22 protein-coding genes are annotated in these 18772 nt (G+C 35.9%); 4 read left to right on the top strand and 18 right to left on the bottom strand.

All coding sequences use genetic code 11. The annotated features are described in order from the left end of the window. Positions 1 to 87 precede the first annotated feature (87 nt). A complete protein-coding gene (locus CFK40_RS20955) occupies positions 88 to 234 on the bottom strand; it encodes a hypothetical protein (RefSeq protein WP_161493845.1) in 147 nt (48 codons plus the stop codon). A 17-nt stretch (positions 235 to 251) separates the two neighbouring features. After that, a complete protein-coding gene (locus CFK40_RS08235; RefSeq protein WP_089531850.1) occupies positions 252 to 1007 on the bottom strand; it encodes a prepilin peptidase in 756 nt (251 codons plus the stop codon). 898 nt (positions 1008 to 1905) lie between these two features. On the opposite strand from CFK40_RS08235, the gene CFK40_RS08225 reads away from it, so the two are divergent. After that, positions 1906 to 2283, top strand: a complete 378-nt coding sequence (locus CFK40_RS08225; protein ID WP_089531849.1) for a hypothetical protein — start codon at positions 1906 to 1908, stop codon at positions 2281 to 2283. Between the two features lie 191 nt (positions 2284 to 2474). Here the strand turns inward: CFK40_RS08225 and CFK40_RS08220 are convergent, their stop codons facing one another. The 6 genes from CFK40_RS08220 to CFK40_RS08195 all read right to left on the bottom strand — a co-directional run bounded on the left by CFK40_RS08220 (position 2475) and on the right by CFK40_RS08195 (position 7337). Beyond that, positions 2475 to 3155 (bottom strand): metal-dependent hydrolase, encoded by a 681-nt coding sequence (locus tag CFK40_RS08220; protein WP_089531848.1) that lies wholly within the window; start codon positions 3153 to 3155, stop codon positions 2475 to 2477. A gap of 48 nt (positions 3156 to 3203) precedes the next feature. After that, positions 3204 to 4754 carry a polyamine aminopropyltransferase gene (locus CFK40_RS08215; RefSeq protein WP_089531847.1) on the bottom strand — a complete coding sequence of 517 codons (1551 nt, stop codon included), beginning with the start codon at positions 4752 to 4754 and terminating at the stop codon, positions 3204 to 3206. Positions 4755 to 4831: 77 nt separating this feature from the next. Next, entirely contained in the window at positions 4832 to 5227 is a 396-nt protein-coding gene (locus CFK40_RS08210) for a DUF350 domain-containing protein (RefSeq protein WP_089531846.1), read from the bottom strand. Between the two features lie 15 nt (positions 5228 to 5242). Beyond that, positions 5243 to 5893, bottom strand: a complete 651-nt coding sequence (locus CFK40_RS08205) for a DUF4247 domain-containing protein (RefSeq protein WP_227001900.1) — start codon at positions 5891 to 5893, stop codon at positions 5243 to 5245. Between the two features lie 243 nt (positions 5894 to 6136). Then, positions 6137 to 6811, bottom strand: a complete 675-nt coding sequence (locus CFK40_RS08200) for a PspA/IM30 family protein (RefSeq protein ID WP_089531845.1) — start codon at positions 6809 to 6811, stop codon at positions 6137 to 6139. Positions 6812 to 6824: 13 nt separating this feature from the next. Then, positions 6825 to 7337 (bottom strand): DUF4178 domain-containing protein, encoded by a 513-nt coding sequence (locus tag CFK40_RS08195; protein ID WP_089531844.1) that lies wholly within the window; start codon positions 7335 to 7337, stop codon positions 6825 to 6827. A 174-nt stretch (positions 7338 to 7511) separates the two neighbouring features. On the opposite strand from CFK40_RS08195, the gene CFK40_RS08190 reads away from it, so the two are divergent. Continuing rightward, on the top strand, positions 7512 to 8609 hold the full coding sequence (locus CFK40_RS08190; protein WP_089531843.1) for a M24 family metallopeptidase: 1098 nt from the start codon (positions 7512 to 7514) through the stop codon (positions 8607 to 8609). Between the two features lie 639 nt (positions 8610 to 9248). Here CFK40_RS08190 and CFK40_RS08180 read toward each other — a convergent pair. The 4 genes from CFK40_RS08180 to CFK40_RS21090 all read right to left on the bottom strand — a co-directional run bounded on the left by CFK40_RS08180 (position 9249) and on the right by CFK40_RS21090 (position 12412). Continuing rightward, entirely contained in the window at positions 9249 to 9944 is a 696-nt protein-coding gene (locus CFK40_RS08180; RefSeq protein ID WP_089531841.1) for an ABC transporter permease, read from the bottom strand. Further along, positions 9944 to 10792 (bottom strand): ABC transporter ATP-binding protein, encoded by an 849-nt coding sequence (locus CFK40_RS08175; RefSeq protein ID WP_089531840.1) that lies wholly within the window; start codon positions 10790 to 10792, stop codon positions 9944 to 9946. Before CFK40_RS08175 ends, CFK40_RS08180 begins: the two co-directional genes overlap by 1 nt. 102 nt (positions 10793 to 10894) lie before the next feature. Next, positions 10895 to 11842 (bottom strand): response regulator transcription factor, encoded by a 948-nt coding sequence (locus CFK40_RS08170; RefSeq protein ID WP_089531839.1) that lies wholly within the window; start codon positions 11840 to 11842, stop codon positions 10895 to 10897. A 417-nt stretch (positions 11843 to 12259) separates the two neighbouring features. Then, complete coding sequence (locus CFK40_RS21090; RefSeq protein ID WP_168927224.1) at positions 12260 to 12412, bottom strand: hypothetical protein; 153 nt, start codon at positions 12410 to 12412, stop codon at positions 12260 to 12262. Positions 12413 to 12547: 135 nt separating this feature from the next. Here CFK40_RS21090 and CFK40_RS08165 point away from each other — a divergent pair, with 135 nt between their 5' ends. Next, positions 12548 to 12982, top strand: coding sequence for a universal stress protein (locus tag CFK40_RS08165; RefSeq protein ID WP_089531838.1), 435 nt, complete (start codon positions 12548 to 12550; stop codon positions 12980 to 12982). Positions 12983 to 13013: 31 nt separating this feature from the next. Here CFK40_RS08165 and CFK40_RS08160 read toward each other — a convergent pair whose 3' ends face one another. The 6 genes from CFK40_RS08160 to CFK40_RS08135 all read right to left on the bottom strand — a co-directional run bounded on the left by CFK40_RS08160 (position 13014) and on the right by CFK40_RS08135 (position 17661). Next, on the bottom strand, positions 13014 to 13526 hold the full coding sequence (locus CFK40_RS08160; RefSeq protein ID WP_089531837.1) for a MogA/MoaB family molybdenum cofactor biosynthesis protein: 513 nt from the start codon (positions 13524 to 13526) through the stop codon (positions 13014 to 13016). 56 nt (positions 13527 to 13582) lie between these two features. Further along, positions 13583 to 14767, bottom strand: coding sequence for an acetate kinase (locus tag CFK40_RS08155; protein ID WP_089531836.1), 1185 nt, complete (start codon positions 14765 to 14767; stop codon positions 13583 to 13585). 18 nt (positions 14768 to 14785) lie between these two features. Next, complete coding sequence (locus CFK40_RS08150; protein WP_089531835.1) at positions 14786 to 15778, bottom strand: class I SAM-dependent methyltransferase; 993 nt, start codon at positions 15776 to 15778, stop codon at positions 14786 to 14788. A 216-nt stretch (positions 15779 to 15994) separates the two neighbouring features. Beyond that, entirely contained in the window at positions 15995 to 16495 is a 501-nt protein-coding gene (gene tpx, locus CFK40_RS08145; RefSeq protein ID WP_089531834.1) for a thiol peroxidase, read from the bottom strand. Between the two features lie 80 nt (positions 16496 to 16575). Then, positions 16576 to 17058 (bottom strand): GerW family sporulation protein, encoded by a 483-nt coding sequence (gene ytfJ, locus CFK40_RS08140; RefSeq protein ID WP_089531833.1) that lies wholly within the window; start codon positions 17056 to 17058, stop codon positions 16576 to 16578. Next, positions 17059 to 17661 carry a DUF2953 domain-containing protein gene (locus CFK40_RS08135; RefSeq protein ID WP_089531832.1) on the bottom strand — a complete coding sequence of 201 codons (603 nt, stop codon included), beginning with the start codon at positions 17659 to 17661 and terminating at the stop codon, positions 17059 to 17061. A gap of 310 nt (positions 17662 to 17971) precedes the next feature. Between CFK40_RS08135 and CFK40_RS08130 the strand changes: the two genes are divergently transcribed. Continuing rightward, complete coding sequence (locus CFK40_RS08130) at positions 17972 to 18772, top strand: NAD kinase (RefSeq protein ID WP_089531831.1); 801 nt, start codon at positions 17972 to 17974, stop codon at positions 18770 to 18772.

The following is an 18772-nucleotide window of genomic DNA, read 5'->3' as shown; positions in this document are numbered from 1 at the left end:
TAATAGGGGTTTTTTACTTTTTATTATATGTCGTGAATGTAACCATTACAGAAAACCCATTATCCATTTTATTCACACTTAAGTTATTCACCGAAAATAGGCGATTGCTTTTTTGAATGCAGATAAAATAGTATTCACGTCTTCTAAATTTGTTGCCGTTACTTTTATGGTATAGCTTGTTGCCTCAATTCCTTCAGGCATTCTGTCTTTTTCGATCACTGCTGGCTGAATCAAGTTTATTGTACACCTACTCATATGTATAATTGAAAGTACCAATCCATGATAGAGGTACCGTAAAAATATGTAATAATAGAAGCAATTACAATATAAGGTCCGAATGGTATTGGTTGCTTTCGGTTTATTAATTTGGATAGCAATAATATACTTCCTATAATTGCTCCAATAATTATAGATAAAAAGAAAGTAAGTAATATACCCTTCAATCCTAAAACGATACCAAGTACTCCAAACAACTTCATATCCCCTGCGCCCATTCCACCTTTGCTAACAAGAATAATAACAGCCGTAATTCCGATTCCAGTAATTGCTCCAGCAATTGATGTCAACCACGAATCTAATGGTTGCAAAAAACGGAACACAATAAATAATGGTAAAAAGAAAAGAAGAACTTTATCCGGTATCAGCATATATTTTATATCGGCTACAAAGATAATCATTAACATAGAAACCAGTAATAAAGCTGTGATTAATTCAAGTTCAAGCCCAATTTTCGTGTAGCTTAGTGCGAATAGTATGCCTGTAACGAGCTCGCCGATAGGATAAATAGGTGATATAGTAGATTTACAATGTCGACACTTACCTAATTGCATGATAAAAGATAAAACGGGAATTAATTCATGCCAACCTAATGAGTGGTTACAAGAAGGACAAAACGAACGATCATTGGTGAATGGTTTATTTTTCGGAAGACGTAAGCCGACAACATTGAAGAATGAACCGAAGATTAGTCCTAGAATAAAAAATAAAATTGTTAATGCGATTTCCATGCATGCTACTCCTTACTGATTACTTTTATTGTATTGTTGTTATGGAAGAAAAGCCCTGCAACAAATTGATGCGGGGCGTTTAGTCATTTTGTTGAATTTTTGTTCAATCGTCGTTATAATTGCCTAAATGCCCATTCATTACCGTTTTTTACAACTTCATCAGAACCTTCAAACCCTTCAGGAATACCCTCTAAATAACCTTTCGTATCAAGCAACTTACGCAGACTTTATTACTCTCTACATCCTTCATCGTATCCTACTTTTGTCCTGATTATAGTATATTCTACCATTTGACAAATATCTACCACTATTATTAAATATTTTCAAAAAGTGAAAGCATTGGTATAACTACTGCTAGGATTATACTTCCAACAAATTACTGTCAGTACAATTATCATTAATGGTTCAATTAAAACTTTGATTCTATTAGATAATTGTTCTACTTCATCTTCATAGAAAAGCTACTTTGCATATGGTCTAGTGTACCTCTTCTCACCAATTTGAATCATTATTATGATGGGAAATCTGAACTTTGCTTTAATACAAATAAAGAAAGATTTTATGTTAGCGAGGTTTCGAGTTCAAATGGAACTATAAATGATGGATGTATTAAGAATGTAGATAATGATAAACCTTTATCTTTAACATTAACAGCTACAACTAAATCCGGGCAAAACCTTTCTGTGGAGACAACATGGTCTGATAAAAAAATTATGAGTTAGTTATTAATAAAGAAGCTGATTATACAGAAGAAATCGTCAACGAAGATAATCAAAATTGTAAAATTAATGGAAGTTTTACCTTTTGCCGTTTTGACGGAAATACGAAGATAAAGATTGATGAAATAAGCGATAAAGATTCTATTGAAATTGAAGTAATAAATGGAAGTGCATTATTTATGAATGAAATAGACATTCCGGAAAAAGTCAAAATTACAATTAAAAGCGAAAATGTTACATTTAAAAAAGATGTTACACTAGCTCATAATGCCAGCCTAATAATGAAAGTGAATGGAGATTCTACATTTGATGGAAACATTCAATTGATTAAGAATAACCATGAAATCACAATAAATGGAGATGCATTATTTAACGGGGATATTACTATCGGCAAAAATGATTCAGTCATTGCAGTTAAAGGTGATGCGGCATTTAACGAGGATATTAAATTCGAGGGGAATAATGCAAAAATAATAGTCGATGGCTATACCTCCTGTGAAAAAGAAGATGACTTAGGAAAAGACACAACAATAAATAAAAGTATTAATTGCTCGTAGATAACAAAACGTGAGCTGCATGCAGCTCACGAAATAGAGGTTGTTCAAAAAGTCACCAAATGATAAACGGCGAATCTCTTCGTTACTCGGTTTTTCCGGTCCTCACGTATTAAGGGCATACGTTCCGTCCTCAAAACTCTCATGCCTCGAGCTTCTTGTTTCTAATTTGCCGGCTTTTTGAACGCGCACTATTATAAATCCATTACTTCCCCAATCTTCATTGCCTTACCTTCACCAGTCTTAACCTTCCGTGCAAAGTCATCTGGATTTTGTTCAATCACTGGGAATGTATTGTAATGAACTGGTACCACCACTTTAGACTGTATCCAGTCCGAAGCAATCAGTGCATCCTCAGGACCCATCGTAAAGTTATCACCAATTGGTACAAATGCTACATCAATGTCATTCATCTCACCAATTAATTTCAGGTCTGAAAATAATCCAGTGTCACCTACATGATAGATTGTTTTCATATTAACAGTTAGTAAAATTCCAGCAGGCATTCCAGTGTAAACCATTGAACCGTCATCTTCAGTAAATGCCGATCCGTGAAATGCTTGTGTGAATTTGACCTTCCCAAAATCAAATTCATGGGCTCCACCAATATGCATCGGATGCGTGTTTAATCCTTTTGATCCCAAATAACCTGCTAGTTCATTAGGAGCTACAACCAAGGAATCGTTGTTCTTTGCTATTTGGATAGTATCCCCAACATGGTCGTTATGTCCATGTGTAAGCAAAATCACATCTGCTTTTACCTTATTAGCATCTAGGTCACAAGCGTCATTTCCTGAAATAAATGGATCAATTAAAATCGTATGTGTATCCGTCTCTAGCTTGACAACTGAGTGTCCATGATAAGATAGTTTCAACATAATCTCTCCTTTTAAAATTTGGCTCTACCTATATGCTTTACCCGTTTAATAATTTTTCCATGCATTTTCGTACAAACGAATTAAATTTGGGTCTATTAACGTGTTTGGTTCGAAAGCGAATTTCTCTCCTGACTCATTCACAATCTGTTTATCTTCATCTTTTCCAAACTGTGTTAAACCTGGTAACATATCGTCTGATAAAAATTCAGTTTCTACGTCAATAGATAAATTATCGATGTTAATTTCCTCTCGACTTGCCATTACAAATCCCCAGTTTCCAAAACTTGGAACGTCAACATGTAAATTTTCAGTATATAGTCCTGTAGATGCTACTGTTTCAGAGATTGTCCAATAAACTTTGGTTGCAAACACAGGGCTTGTTGATTGAATCATTGTTGCACCGCCGGGATTTAAATGATTACGAATTAACGAATAAAACTCCTTGGTATAAAGTTTATTTAAGCTTTCATTGTTAGGATCCGGTAAATCGACAAGGATGACATCATACCATTCTTTTGTGCTCTCTAGATACTGGAAAGCATCCTTGTGAAGGACTTGTACTTTGTCATTTTGTAAAGATCCCTCATTTAATTCTAAAAGCCGTCGATTAGAGTTAGCTAGCTCAACAACAGCTGGATCTAAATCAACTAAGGTTATCGATTCAACATCATCGTATTGCAAAACTTCTTTTGCAGCAATGCCGTCACCACCACCCAGAATTAATACATTTTCATGCGACTCGGCCTGTGCCATCGTAGGATGAACAAGAACTTCATGGTATCGATACTCATCAGTCGAACTAAATTGCAAGGACCCATCTAAATAGAGCCTTGTATCACCCTGGTCCTGGGTCAAAATTATCTTTTGATATGCACTTTGTTCCATATATATAATTGGATCTTGGTAAAGTTTTTGTTCGAAAGTAAATGCCATCGCTTCGCCAAATAATACTCCAATAATTAACAATATCCCAATTATGATTCCAAAGGTTGCATGTGCTGCAAAGTTTTTTATCTCTTTTCGAAATAACCATAGTATTGTTAAAGCAACAGCCAAATTTATGCAACCAACGATAAAAGCAGACTTCACCATCCCAAATTGTGGCCGTAATAAAAATACAAATAAAAGACCGCCAACTAACCCTCCTGCATAGTCTGAGAATAGAACACGAGCTGTGCTTTTATTTAACGAGACACCAATCTCATTAGCTTTACGAATGAGAATCGGTAGTTCAATCCCGGTTAATGCTCCAACCAATAATGTTATAAAATACAGAAAAAATGCATCTGATCCATCCGGTGCAAATGCGGTAATACCAAACATCGTAAAGCTTGAAAATCCACCAATAATAGCCACTCCAAATTCAATCCAGACAAAGGTCAAAATGAGATTTTTCATTACCTTTTCACTCAGACTAGCTCCGATGCCCATTCCAGTTAAAAATAAGGAAATGGTGAGTGTATATTGCTTCACACCATCCCCTAATATGTATGAACCTAATGCTCCAAACAATACTTCAAAAATAATACCGCAAATTGATACAATACCAGATGCCCAGTATATTGTTTTACTCTTTCTTACTTCTAAATCGTTCATTTTCAACCACTCCATGCCCTACTATATAAACAAAAAACAGAAGAAAGCGGACAAAAGCCCGCTTTTTGTTTCCTTACTTATGATATTGATGCACCGATAACAAATCCTAACCCGATTGATACACTCATTGATAAGATTCCTACTGCAATATTGTTCTTAGCAAGTTGTTCCTCGACAGATAACCTACCATTTAGAAAATCAAATATCAGATAAGCAATCATCTGTAAAACTACACCATATATCCCCCAAATTATTGTTTCATAAATTGCATTGCTGTGATAAATGGCAAATGATAAGATAATGCATATACCAATAATTTTACCAGCGATTGACATGGAAACCGCTATATTTCCTTGTTGAACCGCTTCTAAATCCTTATATTTCTTGGTCATCACTTCAAAAATAAATAACCCGATTAATACAATTACAACTGAAATTACAAAATAAACAAGTGTCGCAATATATGGTCCCATTATTTCACTCTCCTTTTATTTTCCTGAACCAGGTCCGCCACCTCTGAAAGATGTGTCCCCGCGGTTAGGTGTTCCATAGCCTCCACCAGTATATCCGCCATAACAATTTCCTGACCTACATTCCTGTGATCTACGTCTATTCCAATCATTTACACCAAAAACATTGTCTAAGAGTCTAAATGCAAAGTATGTACCTAAAAAACTTGGTGAGTAATTTCGGCGTACAAATTCATCTTCAGCAACTTCTATTATTAAAGCATCGTTGTCGTCTTCGCTAACTTTTAGTGTGACAAATTCATCTGGATAAATAAAAATCTGTTGATTGTCTTTCACTTCACTTTTTTCATCTGGTTCAATTGTTTCCGTTAAAACGGAAGCCAATTCACTTAACTCAAAACGCTTGGTTGCATATATTTCAGCGCTATTAGAGTCAGCTTGAACAACATCCATTAATGGAAAATTCGCTTCAATAATATCATCAATGTCATTACTAGAATTATTTTTAATCTTATTTATAATTTCATCTTTACTAGGTTCTTCTGGAATATCATTTGCGGTAATTTCAACTTCTTCTTGTATGCCTTTGTCGTTTGAAAATGGGGACGAGCATCCTGTAGCTATAATCATGATGAATACGAAACCAATAAGTACACTCCATTTTTTCACCTATTATTCCCCCTCTCGTTACCATTCTTTTTAACATAAGAAAAGCGCAAGCGCCTTGAAAGACACGACAAACATAAGCAGAGCGGTGCAGTGTGGTTGCTTTTGCTACACGGAAGCGAACTGCTTATGTCTCGAGTGTCTAGGCGCTGGAGCTAGACAGATAATCGCCTTTATACTTTCTTTGCTCTTGAAAAATCAGGGATAGTCTCTTTTGCTAAAGAGATTACCCCCTTTACCTTTACATTACGCTTTATCTTTGTTCATTTTCTTTTTCAAGGCAGCAAGTTCATCGTCAACACTATTGTCTTCTAAGTCCTCGAACTCATCATCTAATGAACGACTCTCTTGTGAAAGATCTTCACTAGTTTCTGCTTCTGCTTCAAAACGCATAACTTTCTCTTCCATGCGTTCAAAACCAGCTTTTGAATCATCGTTTCCAACAGAAGACATGGTACGATTCATTTTTGTACGTGTTTTAGCGGACTCTGCACGTGCTTTTAACGAATCTTGCTTCAATTTCATTTCTTGATATTCTTTTTTCATTTCATCCAGTTTACCACGTAGCATATCGGAATCTTTTTTAGCGCGCTCCCAAGATTCTTTTAGCAATGTAGCTTGCTTGTCATGTTCGCCTTTATCCTGTAATGCACGGCGAGCTAAGTCTTCATCATTTGCATTAAGTGCTTTCTCTGCTTGTTGCTGTCTTTTGTCTACCATAGCTTGTGCGTCATCTGCCTTACGCTTAAGCATTTTCTCGTTCGCTATCTGTTTAGCTACTGCACCTTCTACTTCGCGAATATCCTCTGCCATATCACGCATAAACTGATCTAACATTTTTACCGGATCTTCCGCTTTATCTAACAATGTATTTAACTCAGAACTTACTACTGTTGAAACTCGTTTAAAAAATTTGAACATTTAATTTCCTCCTCTAATTTGAACCAGCTAATATTTTTATTTCATATGCTTCTATCGGATGGCCATAGCTTACCTCAAACTCTGTGCCCCATGACTCAACGCTAAGATAGTTCTCAGTCTCACTGTCGCTATAATCAGCATAATGTGTTTCTGAACCTTGTAGATTTGAACTTCTTCCCTCTCCCGTTACCGCTGCTTTTCCTTCTTCATCAAGGAAATATGTTTTACCATCGTAAACCAACTCTTTTGGAAAAGGTTTATTTACAGGAAGTTGAATTTTTTCATAAATGCCAAGCTCAAGCTCATCATCCATTTCAGCGGCTAACCAAATGGTATCATGCCCCTCTAACAATTGATATCCATACCACTTATAACCGCCATCACGATAGGTGATTTTCCCTACAACTTCAAAATCTCGTAAATCATACGTAATGATATCACCAACTTTAATTGATAATGCATCACGCTCTTTTGGTACAGGTCGATTTGTTTCTTTCTTTTTAAATAAATTTGAAAATAAACCCACAGCTTCACCTCTTTTGCATCTATATATTACTTCCTACATTCCGTATTACGAATACATACTAGGAAAGGTTTCAAAATTTTATTTCCCAATTACAATTGTAACATTATTTCAACTTATGAATAGCAATACGTTTTTTGTTATACTAGGAGTATTCTATGTTTATGAGGTGAAGAAATGACAAGTCGAATTGATACACTACTTACAGAAATGAAAGCATCTAATTTAGACAGTGTCCTTGTGACATCAAAAGCAAATGTCTACTATTTGAGTGATTACTTAACAGATCCACATGAGCGGGTAATCGCTATATACATATCTGCCGACCAAGATCCTATTTTAATCCTGCCGAATATGGAAAAAGAGGATGCTCTTTCCGCAGGATGGTCGTATAAAGTAATTGGTTACCATGATCATGAAGATCCATGGGAATTATTTAAAACAGCCCTTCAAAAAAGTGAAAAGTTTCCACAATCAATTGGGATTGAGTATGATCACATAACATTAGATCGATATAACGCAGTATCTTCTATTCTTCCCGATACTACCATTAAGGATGCAAAAGAAACATTAGCAAATCTACGCGTAATAAAAAATAAAAAAGAATATACCATACTGAAACAAGCCGCAGACCTAGCAGATTTCGGTATTGAAACTGGTATAAATGCGATAAATGAAGGCGTACGAGAGATTGACATCATCGCAACTATTGAATACGAATTAAAGAAAAAGGGAATCCAAGGAATGTCATTTTCTACAATGGCTCTTTCAGGTGCAAAAACCGCTTCACCACATGGGAATCCTGGCACAAAGAAAATTGAAAAAGGCGACATGATTCTTTTTGATTTAGGTGTTATATATGAAGGATACTGTTCCGACATTACACGAACTGTCGCATATAAATCAATTAATGATGAACAAAAAAAGATTTATGAAACCGTATTAGAAGCTGAAAAAAATGCAATTGCTATCTCGAAAATAGGTACTGCGGTTGGTCAAGTGGATCTAGCAGCACGCAAGCATATTGAGGATGCAGGATATGGTAAATACTTCACCCACCGAATTGGTCATGGAATAGGTCTTGAAACACACGAATATCCATCCATGCATGGTAACAACGAATTGTTACTTAAAGAAGGCATGTGTTACACCATTGAACCAGGTATTTATGTTCCAAATACCGGTGGGGTCAGAATTGAAGATATGGTTTATATGACAGAAAAAGGGCCAGAAATCTTGACCAATTCTCCTAAAGAATTACGGATTATCGAATAGCAGACTGTCTTAAAATATTTAAATTTAGACCGGTTCCTTAAATAGGACCGGTCTTTTATATTGGCTGTTTTCGTACGCATGGTTGCTTTTTTATATTCATATTTGATTTAAAATGCGATGTAACATACCGCTCTGGAAATACATTACGATGTAACTGCTGGTTGTTTTCCACTGCGGACCGTTGCTTTCCGCAGGCACGGCTTCAGCCTCCTCGGAAGAAAACCACTTCCTGCGGGGGTCTTCAGACTCGTGCTGTTCCTGCAGGAGTCAACGGTCCTCCGCTCCAAACAACTGCCATAATAGTGGGTGAGCTATATATTACTGTTCTCAATCACCATGTTAGTGAAGGAAATCCACGGAGACTCCAGCGGGAAAGCGAAGACGATGAGACCCCACAGAGAGTGGTCTTTGCGATCGAGGAGGCTCATCGCGAGCCCGCGGAAAGCGTAGTGGATTTCCTGAACGGTTACAGTGCAACGAACATGAATTTTAGTTACGTCACAATTTATATCCATTCTCTCAAAAGCAACATTCTTTACGAAAATAGCCTTTATTTTTTAAGCATCTTTTTTCCCACGTTCTCACAAAAAAATCAGAACGATAAGTCTAAGTTTGAATCATCATATTTGTTTCATTGGTTCAATCGTCCTTTCTGACCTTTATAAAACAAACATACGCAAATAACACTGCACCAAGCACCCAGATTGCTATGATGCCTAATGGAAGCCAAGACCCTGTATCGTGCATGGTTATTAATTGTGAAATGGGAAAGGTGTTCGCTATCTTTATTGTTAAGCTGTCTTCACCGAGTCCAAGTGAATGGATCATTGGTGTAAATCCGAATAGAAACATAATCGGCATTAAATAGGCTAAAGTCGCTGCAACGGATTTAACAAAAAGCCCAACACCAATGCCAAGTAATAAGAAAAACAGAAATAAGAGGATCAAACCAATGATAGCTTGTAAATTTAAGAATGGATCTAAACCAACAAAGAGAAGTGAAACGATTAATGTTACCAGAGTCATTACCCCAGTTACTAAGCTCTTCCCAACTAGGATGTCTATAAAAGAAGCAGGTGACAATATTAAGCCCCGTAACGTTTTTTTCTCATTTTCTTCTGCCATCATGGTCATAATACAGCTTGTTGTAACCGACGAAAAGGTGACACCCACTATCAAATATATCAGCTCAATCGGCATCGGTTCATCTCCGTTTAACCTACCATACAGGACAGCCAGTACTATTGGTATAATTGGCATCATTAAAAGCATCATATTCTTCATAAAATCTTTCATATCTTTTTCAAAAATTGCGCTTATCCGTTGAACGTTCATTATACTAGCTCCTTTCCGGTCACTTTTAAAAAGATTTGACCAAGTGTAGGATTGTCTGTATGCATGGTTCTCACATGTCCGTATGCAATTAATTCTCTAATTCTATCCGCATTCTTTGCTTCATTTTCAATTAAAAGCTTTTCCCCATCGACTGTTTCGATATGAAAGACATGGTTAGAGTGTTTGAAACGAAGAGCATCCGGTTTATCTAATTCCTGTAGTCTGCCTTTGTTCAAAAACGCAACTCGGTCACATAGTACAGTTGCTTCTTCCATGTTGTGTGTCGTTAAAAAGATTGTCGTTCCCGCTTCATTTAATGCCTGTAATCCACGGTGGATATGTGCTGCGTTCCCAGGGTCTAAAGCTGATGTCGGTTCATCTAAAAATACTAGCTTTGGTTTATGGATAAGTGCTTTTGCCAGCAGAACTCGTTGCTTCATCCCTTTTGATAATTTCGATACCACTTTTGACCGTTCTTCCTCCAAATTCACCTTACGCAGCATGACATCAATTTGCTCAAGAGGCGCATTATACAATTTACAGAACAACTTTAAATTATCGTAAACTGTCAGACGTTCATACAGTGAACTGTTATCAGACAAGATACCAATTTGAGATTTAAAGTCAGCACTTTTAAACGCGTTTGAATTAAAGCCTAATACCTTTACCAAACCGGCTGTTTTTTCCAATTCCCCTGTTAAAATTTTAATTGTAGTTGTCTTGCCAGACCCACTTGGGCCAAGAAATCCAAAAATCTCTCCCTGTTTTACAGCGAAATTCACATCATCAATCGCCGTAGTTTTGTTAAAAACTTTTCGTAATCCATTAACTTCAATCGCGTTTTCCAACTGAATTACCTCCCTCTGTTTATCTGCACCCATCGTATAATATAATTTTCGTGAATGCAGTTATATCAAGGCGAAATGTAACAAATGGAGGCTAAAATGTACCTATTTTAAGTTAAATATTTCTTGGATTTCCTGTATTTTCGACCGTGATAACGGAATCGTTGATTGGTTTTTATTTTCAAGTCTAAGGGAGTATGTATTCTTAGACCAAGTTATAATTTCACGTACTTTTTGCAAATTCACAATGTAAGATCGATGGCAACGAAAAAAACCGTACACCTCTAATTTCTTCTCAATTTCAGCCAACGTAGAATCCATTGTAAATGATTCATTATTAATGACTATATTTGATTTCCCATCTTGACTTTCAATATAATCAATCTCTGGAGGGTCAAACAAAATTACTTTATCATCAACCTTCGCAGGAATTTTGAATAAATTTACTACCGAGGGTACCGTGGTTGTGTTAACCTTTGAGGTAACTTCATCCTCAGGTTCGATTTCAATCTCGTGCAACCCTTTGTCCTGCAATTTATATGTAACATCACCGAGTAATAGTGCATGCTCCATATTTGTTACTAAAACTAGCACAGGAGTTTGATTATCTGTAAATCTTTTAAGCATCGTAATGAATGTGTCAATCGTAAGAACATCAACACCGTGTACCGGCTCTATGAATACCTTTGAAGTGACATCCATCATATAATGCTTTGCATAATAAACCCGAGCAATTTCGGATGTTGAGCATTTCCGTAGAATCATCTTTGCACAATTATGTAGGTTAAACATCACAAGAATTTCAGATAAAGGTGGTTGACAGCCAAACCATTTATGGAAAAAGGCAATGTTGTCTTCCACTGTCAACCGTTCGTACAACCCTTCCTGTTGACCAAAAACTGTAATCTCACCATTTTTTTGCAGTACTTTTACCAGTCCATCCTGCATATCTGTATCACTATATATAGCGGTGGTATGTGAATTGTTTATGGTAATTGAAAACGCAGGGAGTACCCCGTCTTTTACCAGTTCATTTTCTATCTTAAAGGCCATAAAAAAACTCCTATCCAATCTTGATATGAATTTACAGTAAAATTGTTTGAACTATTTTAAAAAATAATATCCAGGAAGAACACTTTTATATAACCACTCATAAATATAACACATTATTCTAAATTTTTTCTGGTTTTCTATAACTTTGATCCAAATCGTTACATACAAAAAAGAGAACCACGGCTCTCTTTAAACGTACTTGCTAAAAATTCACGTATCAAATGCCCTATTTTTCTTTAGGTACATTTACTAATTAAGAGCACTCTTAATGTATTAAAATATACTAATTAGAACATAAAAAGTAAACGCTTTCATATAATGGTATTGACACAGAAATTGACCCACCCTTTTCGTAAGGATGGATCAATTTCATCTTGAAAGTGATTATGGGTTTATTTGAGCACCATCAGAGTTTTATTAACTCTTTCGGTTATTGAAGTGATGAATTGCTTTATTATTGTGCAATTGATCTTCTACAACACCACTCTGATAACTCTCAAATAATTGGTTCTGAACAGTCGCAATGCCTTTTTTATCTTCACGCAATGTTTGTGTTTGTTTCTTTCCCAATAGTATCACCTCCAAGTTTAGTTTGTCCCATAAAGTCATTACAATTGTAGCTTAATTTTTTCCATTTAATTAAGGGTGGATTATCTTTCCTATAAAAAGGGTATATTTTATATAAAGGAAGGGGGGAACTGAAAAATGGATTTTGAATACAAAGATATTGTGGTCGCTGTCGATGGATCAGATGCCTCTGAAATAGCTTTTAAAAAATCTTTAGATATTGCTAAACGAAATAATGCTAGGCTTATTTTGGCTCATGTTGTCGATTCAAGAACATTTGCCACCGCGGAAGCATATGACAGGACATTAGCCGAAAGAGCGGAAGATTATGCGCAAGAGCTTGTTGATGGTTATATGACTAAAGCAAGGTCTGCTGGAGTCAATGATATAGTTAGATGTATTGAATATGGATCACCAAAAGTCAAAATTGCTAAAGAGATTGCTCCTAGCGTCAATGCTGATTTAATTATTTGTGGTGCAACAGGTATGAACGCAGTGGAACGATTCTTCATCGGTAGTGTATCTGAAAATATTACCCGTTATGCACAATGCGATGTTTTAGTCGTAAGATAAAAATAATAACGCCTGTCAGGCGTTATTATTTTTATTGAATATCTTTTTGTATTTCGTGAACTACATGAGAAAGTTCGGGTAAAATTAGTTGTTCCATTGCTAAACGAACCGCTCCAGATGACCCGGGCATTGAAAATAATGCAGTATGATTCGTTACACCTGCGATAGCTCTTGATAACATTGCAGCTGATCCAATATCATCAGCATAACTTTTCGAGCGAAATAGTTCCCCGAATCCTGGAATTTCTTTATCTAATAGCGATTTAACAGTTTCAATCGTTACATCCCGGTTAGCTATACCTGTTCCTCCATTAGTTAAAATCACATCAATATCTGGGTTTTCCCGACCAGCATCAATCATATGCTTAATGGCCGTTTTTTCATCGGGGATGATTTCTGTAATTTCAACTTGGTGATTCGCTTTTTCTAATAATTCAACGATCAATTTCCCACTTTTATCGGTAATTTCGTTACGTGTATCACTAATGGTTACCACCATACACTTTAATTCTTTTTCTTTTGACTTATGGTCCTCTAATGACATGATTCCACTCTCCTTCACCTACGTATACATACCCTTTGTATTCCAGGTTTAACCATTTATTTGGTTAAACGTACCGTATCACGTGCAATCATAACCTCTTCATTAGTTGGAATTACTAGTACTTTAACTGGAGAATGTGGATAGTTAATAAATGTTTCCTTGCCACGAATCTTATTTCGTACAGGATCCCAGTAAACACCCATAAATTCTAATCCTGTTAACACTTTTTCACGAATGACATCACTATTTTCGCCCACACCTGCTGTGAAAATAATTGCATCTACACCAGACATTCTTGCTGCATAAGATCCTAAGTATTTATGGATTCTTGATGCGAAAACTTCCAAAGCAAGTTCAGCACGGTCATTCGTTTCTGCTTGCTGCTCGATATCTCGTAAATCACTTGAAAATCCTGATAAAGCAAGCATTCCACTTTTTTTATTCAATACATTCAGTACTTCTACTGCAGTTTGGCCTGTTTTATCCATAATATATGGTAATAACGCTGGATCAATATTTCCAGATCTAGTTCCCATTGTAACACCTGCAAGTGGTGTAAAACCCATGGATGTATCAATTGATTTTCCATGTTGGATGGCAGCAATACTTGCCCCGTTGCCTAAATGACAAGAGATAAGTCGAAGTTGTTTAAGTGGTATTCCAAGCATTTCTGATGCACGTTCAGACACATATTTGTGTGACGCTCCATGAAAACCATATTTTCGTATTCCATATTTTTCATAGTACTCGTATGGCAAACTGTATAAGTATGATTTCTCTTCCATTGTTTGATGGAAAGCTGTGTCGAACACCGCTACCATAGGGACCTGTGGTAAAAACTCTTGAAATGCACGAATTCCTACTATGTTTGCGGGATTGTGTAATGGTGCTAGTTCTGATACTTCATCAATTTCTTTCATTACATCTTCTGTGATGACGACAGAATCAGTAAAACGTTCCCCACCATGAACAACACGATGACCAATCGCATGAATATCGTCCAACGATTGAATAATTCTTGATGATGTTAATTTATCCGTTAGTCGTCTTACAGCGTCCTCATGATCTGGAATATCGACAACCGTTTTATCTTTCTTACCATCTACTTCAATTGTAAATATCGAGTTAGCTATTCCGATACGTTCAACTAATCCTTTAGTCAAAATCTTTTCATCTGGCATTTGAATCAGTTGAAACTTTAATGAAGAACTACCTGCATTAATTGCTAAAATTGTTTGCATTAGTCATAACTCCCTTCCTTATTTTTCATTATTTAAATAGGAAGCAAACCATGTATTCATTTGTCCTAATATATCCTCCATTGCCTTTGTATTCTTGAGAGAAGGAAGTTTTACAAGCAATGGTTGTTTCGGTGCTTCTGTATCTTGTCCCCTTTTCTGAAGTATTAATATACTTTTTGCATTATTTTTTGATTTAAACGTACTCTCTGGTAAATGCAAAACACCTACAATGTGCGCGTGCTCATGAAGGAATGTGCGAAGTTTGTCCGCTTGATCACTTTCAAATAGGAATTCTGGGATAATGAAAATTAAATATCCATTCTCCTGGACATAGTTGATCCCTTGTTCGATAAACAAGTGATGTGAGTAAGAATGACCTTCCTCCGCACGTAATTCGAATTGATTTGCGTTTACGTCATCTGGGTAATAACCGACAGGTAAATCCGACACAACCACATCTACTGGATCAAGTAGAAATGGACGCAAGCTATCCTGATGGAAAAAATCTATTGATAAATGTTGAAGGTTTGCAGTTAATACGGATAGCTTTATTAACGTTTGATCAATCTCACTTCCATATCCAATCGTTTCTTTTCCCAAGTGGCGAATGACGGTTGCTACTAAATTGCCAGTTCCACTCGCTGGATCAAAAACGCGCACCTTATCAGATGAACGCATCACCTTGCCGGCAAGGTAACCTACTAAAAGTGCAATGGTGTCCGGAGTCATTACATGTTGCTGCTGTGTGGATCCTTTCATACCTTTTAATATTGCGAGCTGAGCCGCCTTTCGAATCTCATCTGATGAATAAGAAGATAGATCAATTTTCTTTAATTTTTCTTGTACAGTCGTAGTTAATAGCGAGTTTGTCTCATCTAAAAAATCTTGTTCTAACAGACTTTCTAATGTTATTGCCAAACAATCAAGGTAAGGCTCATCTTTATGTTGCTGAATCATATCAGTAGTTTTATCAATCCATTCAAATAATAGTTCAATCGTCGTTTTACTCATTGTATTCCTCCGTTTTCAGAAAAACTCATCATTGGTTTCGTCCTTAATAACGAATCACAAAATTTATTTTATACTGATTTCCTTTGAATGTTTCATACTTTCCTTCAAGCTAATAAGCGTATCTATTGTACCAAACGGAAGGGCCGTATGTACAAAAATATGTCCAATAAAAAACCCCTCACTCGTAACGAGCAAGAGGCAGGTTCAATTATACTGTTATTTAGCTTCTTGTGCTGCTTTAATTGCTTTCTCATAATCGGGATGGTTACTAACTTCTTGTACGTATTCAACATACCTGACAGTATTGTCAGAATCAACGACAAATATGGCTCTTGCAAGTAACCGTAACTCTTGGATAAGTACACCATACTTTTCACCGAAATCTCCACTACGATGGTCAGATAAGATGTCCAGGTTTTCGACACCATTTTCGTCACGCCAGCGTTTTTGTGCAAAAGGTAGGTCCATACTTATCGTTAGTACATGTGCATTTGCAACTTCATCAGCCTCTTGATTAAAACGATTCGTTTGCTTCGAGCATACACCAGTATCAATTGACGGTACTACACTGATTAATTTCACTTTCCCTTTATAATTATCTAATGTAATTTCTTCTAAATCATTAGACAAAACAGTGAAATTTGGGGCCTTGTCTCCTACCTTAATTTCTGAACCTAAAAGAGTTACAGGGTTTTGTTGGAATGTAACAGTTGCCATAATCTCATTCCTCCTATCATTTCCGCTTCATTTTATCTTTACTACTCTATTATAACAGGAAAAATTTACAAACCAATTATTTATATAGAGTAATTTGTGTTTGATTGCTGATTTCCTTGATTTTGTTGTTGACGCTCATTGTTTTGTTGCTTTTTATTTTTATTACCTTGTGATGATGATTCCTTTAGCATCTGCTGAATTTTATCCACTACTTGTGGAGCAAAATCGATCATTTTTTCAAAAATATGTGTGTTTTCATCTAAATGAACCATCTTAATACCTTGTGCACTAACAATTAGAAAAGCCACTGGAGTAATAGATACTCCTCCACCACTACCCCCACCAAAAGGCAATTCAACTTCTGAATCACTTTGACCGCCAGATGATTTTGGCTGAAACTCACTTCCGCCTGCTGCAAAACCAAATCCTACCTTAGAGACAGGAATAATAATACTTCCATCTGGTGATTCAACTGGATCACCAATAATTGTATTTACTTCAATCATATCTTTTATATTTTCCATCGCTGTGGTCATTAATCCTTGAATTGGATGTTCACTCATTTAAATCTTCCTTTCACGTAAATTAATCTTATTTTTTTCCAGTTTCGAAACCGTCCTAAGAATTCTTGCCCCGCCCAAAATTGCTTGACCAAGTCGAATGGAAACTTTCATGTTAATTTGGGTGTTTAAGACGGTTTGCTGAAAACATGGTTGAACGTTTATTTGTAATGGACAGACAACTTGACTAGTTTCCCTAATTAAAGCTAATACGAATCCCTTTACAGACCATACGCCTCCAGATACCATTCCTGTACTACTAGCTTCTCCAGCTCCTACATTTGTATGCCAATTGAATTTATGTATAGCTATTTTTTTTAGCAAACTAAAAATACTTGGAATTGATTCCTTCATCATTTTAATAAAGAATTTCCCATCTTCTATTAAATCTGAAAGCCGATTATCATTATTTACCAATTCCAGGATAGAATGTTTTTTGCTTTCATCTGATTGGATATTTTTTCTATATAGAGGAATCTTTAAAAAATAAACGTCTATAGAACCATTTTGTTTGTTACTTACATAGGAAAAATTAACGGTTACATATATTTTGGAAAATAACAACACAATAATTAATGCAAAAATAATTATTATTAGCCATACCATTTGCGATAACACCCCAAGTCACACGACTATTTAAGAGGTTGTTCAAAAAGTCACCAACTGATAAACGGCGAATTTCTTCGTTGGCTTGCCTTTCCGGTCCTCATGTAGGAAATGCCTACATTTCGGTCCTCAAGACTACACCGCCTCAAACTTCTTGTTTCTAATTTGGCAACTTTTTGAACACGCACTTTAATCTAGTATTTTACTACTTTCGATTTTTATACAAGACAACTATCGATGGGACTTTAGCATATGGAAATGTTAATATAAATAGAAGAAATACATAGAATGAGGAGGCTGACTTATCATAATGACAAACCGTAGAAATATTTACTTTTATTATCCAAATGACGAAGCATCAACTTATAAATTGCAGCCGTTATTCGATTTAGCAAAACAAAATGATTTTACTATTTTAGAGGATCCAGAAAATGCCAACATTATTGTAAGCATTGGCGGGGATGGGACCTTTTTGCAAGCAGTAAGAAAAACAGGATTTCGTCAGGATTGCTTATACACGGGTATAACACGCTCAAATGAGGCCGGGTTGTATTGTGATTTTAATTTAGATAACTTTGACGAAATGCTACATTCCATGATTCACGAAGAAATGGAGGTTCGCCGCTTCCCGTTGATTAATGTAGATATTAATGGAGAAACCAGATTTAATTGTTTAAATGAAATGAGTATCAGATCAACAATCATCAAAACGATTGTAATAGATGTAAAAATTGATACGAAACATTTTGAAACATTCCGAGGAGATGGACTGATTGTCGCAACACCAACAGGAAGTACTGGTTATAATAAATCAACAAGTGGATCTGTGGTGGATCCAAGAATTCCATGTTTTCAGGTTTCAGAACTCGCATCGTTAAATAATAATCGGTACCGAACACTTGGATCATCATTTGTATTAGATAAAGACCGCAAACTCACACTTGATATTATTCAAGAAGGAAACAATTATCCTGTTATAGGTATGGATAATGAAGCCTATCCAGTTCGACAAGTGAAAAGTATTACAGTTACACTGAGTGACAAAGTAATTAAAACAATTAAATTAAAAAACAATTCCTATTGGGATCGAGTAAAAAGAACGTTTTTATAG

Source organism: Virgibacillus necropolis, from assembly GCF_002224365.1.
In the GTDB taxonomy this organism is placed as follows: Bacteria; Bacillota; Bacilli; order Bacillales; family Amphibacillaceae; genus Virgibacillus_F; species Virgibacillus_F necropolis.
This window is presented reverse-complemented; position numbering and strand designations above follow the sequence as displayed.